The organism is Saccharopolyspora rectivirgula DSM 43747 (assembly GCF_000497205.1).
GTDB classification, from domain to species: Bacteria; Actinomycetota; Actinomycetes; order Mycobacteriales; family Pseudonocardiaceae; genus Saccharopolyspora; species Saccharopolyspora rectivirgula.
Window position 1 is genome coordinate 1 of the sequence record NZ_AYJW01000126.1, and the last position, 2,269, is coordinate 2,269.

1 protein-coding gene and 1 pseudogene are annotated in these 2,269 nt (G+C 65.8%); both read left to right on the forward strand.

What is annotated here, in order from left to right; all coding sequences use genetic code 11:
- The first annotated feature begins 589 nt into the window (after positions 1 to 589).
- Complete coding sequence (locus SREC43747_RS0119125; RefSeq protein WP_051388161.1) at positions 590 to 1,327, forward strand: serine hydrolase; 738 nt, start codon at positions 590 to 592, stop codon at positions 1,325 to 1,327.
- Between the two features lie 426 nt (positions 1,328 to 1,753).
- Positions 1,754 to 2,260, forward strand: a pseudogene (locus tag SREC43747_RS22415) (3-hydroxyacyl-CoA dehydrogenase NAD-binding domain-containing protein); the annotation flags it as partial.
- Positions 2,261 to 2,269: the final 9 nt, after the last annotated feature.

Sequence of the window (2,269 nt, forward strand, 5' to 3'; positions counted from 1 at the left end):
ACGAAGGAGAACCTGGACAGTCCGGAAATCCAGAAGCTGTTGAACCCCAGCTGCGCCAATCCGCCGGTCTGATGAGCACAGCTGTCCAGCGCCGCCGTCGTGGTGGACGGCGGCGCTTTTTCCATCTTCTGCACTGGTGTGCAAGTGGGAGTCGGGATTCGGTGCGGAGCCGCGGATTTCCCGCGAGAACTCACTGCGGAGCAGCGGGCCGTTCCTGTCGGCATCGCGTGGAGCTCTTGGACTTCTCCTTTCAACGAACGGAATTCCTCGGAGTGGAGAACCATTGGTGGTGAGTCGTTGTTCTCTGGCGGTAGCCGTTGCCGCCTTGTCCCCTTGCGCTGCTGGTTTGGTCTGGTTCGGCGCGGGGTAGCAGCCAAACGAGGGCGTCGGCCACAGAAGTTTCCTGGGGGATCTTGTGGCTGTTGGGGGGACGCTTATGGATGGATCGGCTTCGAACAGGAATTCTCGGCATTCGACTTTGTCCGTCAGGTGCGCTGGTGCCGCCGGCGCTGCGTTAGCCTTCGCCGCGGCTTGTACCGGGAGCGTGCATTCGACGTCTTCCGACGCGGATGGAGCAACGGGTGTCGCGGTGCGCGACGAGGTGTCGGGGAACGCGAGCGCGGCGGTGGCAGCGGTGGACAGGTGGGCGGCTGACCTGGAGTCGACGACGGTGGCCGTGGCGGTGCTCGACCGGCAGACCGGCGAGTTCGCCCAGGGGGAGGCGGCCGCGACACCGATGTATTCGGCGTCGTTGGTCAAAGTGATCGTCGCGGTGGATTTGCTGCAGCGGTCGCACGGCGGGGAACCGCTGTCCGATGTCGACCGGGAGTTGATCCGCAGGGCGTTGAGCGCCAGCGATGACGAAGCGATGAACGTGCTGTGGGACCAGCACGACGGGCTGGGCGGCGTTGTCCGTGTTGCCGAGCAGGCCGGCCTGGCCGAGACCAGACCGCCGGAGGACCCCGCGATGTGGGGGCAGACGGTGGTTTCGGCGCGGGATCTGGCTCGCGTGTTCGCCTACATCCTCGACGTGCTGCCGGAGGCCGATCGGGAGTTCATCATGTCCAGCCTGGCCAGTGCTCCGGAACGAGCGGCGGATGGCTTCGAGCAGGACTTCGGGCTGGCGGCGCAGCCGGGGGACACGGTGAAGTCGGCGTGGATGTGCTGCTTCGGGGGCAAGATCGCGCTGCACACGGCTGGGACGACGAAGAACTCCGAGCGCTACATCGTCGCTCTGCTCTCCAAGCAGCCGGTGTCAGTGGGGTATCGGCAGGCGAGGGCCACGTTGACCGAGGCCGCTCGGCAGGCGTTGAGCCAGCTGCGGTGAGCGGGCGGAGGCTGTCCAGGTGGAACGGGCACGACGGGAAATGCGTACTTTTCGTTCGTTTTGTTGAATTGGCCGCTGTGCGCTCGCGGGGTTCGCGCCGAGCGGCTGGAGGGATTGTTCCGGGGCGCATGCGATCGTGCACGGAGCGTGCGGTAACCTGAAGATACTTCGGGGGTCAGGATTGACCTGGGGGTTCAACCGCCAGCGCACATCCGCCCGGCTCCAGCCGGCGGAGGGGGTTAGTGCAGCTGGCAGCGCTGGAACCCCGCGCACGGCCGAATGCTTCGTCGCCTCGCGGGGTTCCAAATCACTCCTTCCGCTGCCTGGAGTGGCGCACCGCACTGGTTACTAGCCGGTAATTTTTGCGATGATCGGGCCAGCGAGGGTGCCCCGAGCAGTGCAGTCTTTATCGGAAGGATCTGTGTGGTGACGAAGATCGAACGTCTGGGAGTGGTCGGCGGCGGCCAGATGGGTGGCGGCATCGCCGAGGTCGGCGCCCGCGCCGGACTCGACGTGATCGTTTGCGAGGTCAACGAGCAGGCGGCCCAGGCGGGGCAGGAGCGGTTGGCGAAGTCGCTGGACCGCGCTGTGTCCGCGGGCAAGCTCACCGAGGAGGAGCGCGACGCCGCGCTCTCCCGGCTGCGCTTCACCACTGCCGTGGAGGACTTGAAGGACCGGCAGATCGTCATCGAGGCAATCGTCGAGGACGGCAAGCTGAAGGCCGACCTGTTCGCCAAGCTGGACAAGGTGGTGGAGGACCCGGACGCCATCCTCGCCTCGAACACCTCCTCGATCCCGATCGCTCAGCTCGCCGGTGCCACCGGTCGGCCCGACAAGGTGCTCGGTGTGCACTTCTTCAACCCGGTACCGGTGCTGAAGCTGGTCGAACTGGTGCCGTCCCTGCTGACCAGCGAGGAAAAGATCGGAAGAGCACACGTCTGA